The organism is Bacillus crepusculi, assembly GCF_014764715.1.
Lineage (GTDB): Bacteria > Bacillota > Bacilli > Bacillales > Bacillaceae > Bacillus.
In genome coordinates this window covers 1-213 of record NZ_JACXXE010000040.1, presented here as the reverse complement: position 1 = coordinate 213, position 213 = coordinate 1, and the positions used below count along the sequence as shown (strand labels likewise).

Annotated in this window: 2 tRNA genes; both read left to right on the top strand. The window is 55.4% G+C overall.

Annotated features, from left to right (window positions below):
• The first annotated feature begins 44 nt into the window (after window positions 1-44).
• Window positions 45-121: transfer RNA gene (locus IEE86_RS19255), tRNA-Ile, on the top strand.
• 13 nt (window positions 122-134) lie between these two features.
• Window positions 135-210, top strand: a tRNA-Ala gene (locus tag IEE86_RS19250).
• Window positions 211-213 lie beyond the last annotated feature (3 nt).

Here is a 213-nt window from a genome sequence, read left to right as displayed (position 1 = left end):
ACTTGGAAAAGATCCTACAACATCATATCTTCGATATGAAAGATGGGCCTGTAGCTCAGCTGGTTAGAGCGCACGCCTGATAAGCGTGAGGTCGGTGGTTCGAGTCCACTCAGGCCCACCATCTTCTATAAATCGGGGCCTTAGCTCAGCTGGGAGAGCGCCTGCCTTGCACGCAGGAGGTCAGCGGTTCGATCCCGCTAGGCTCCACCAACG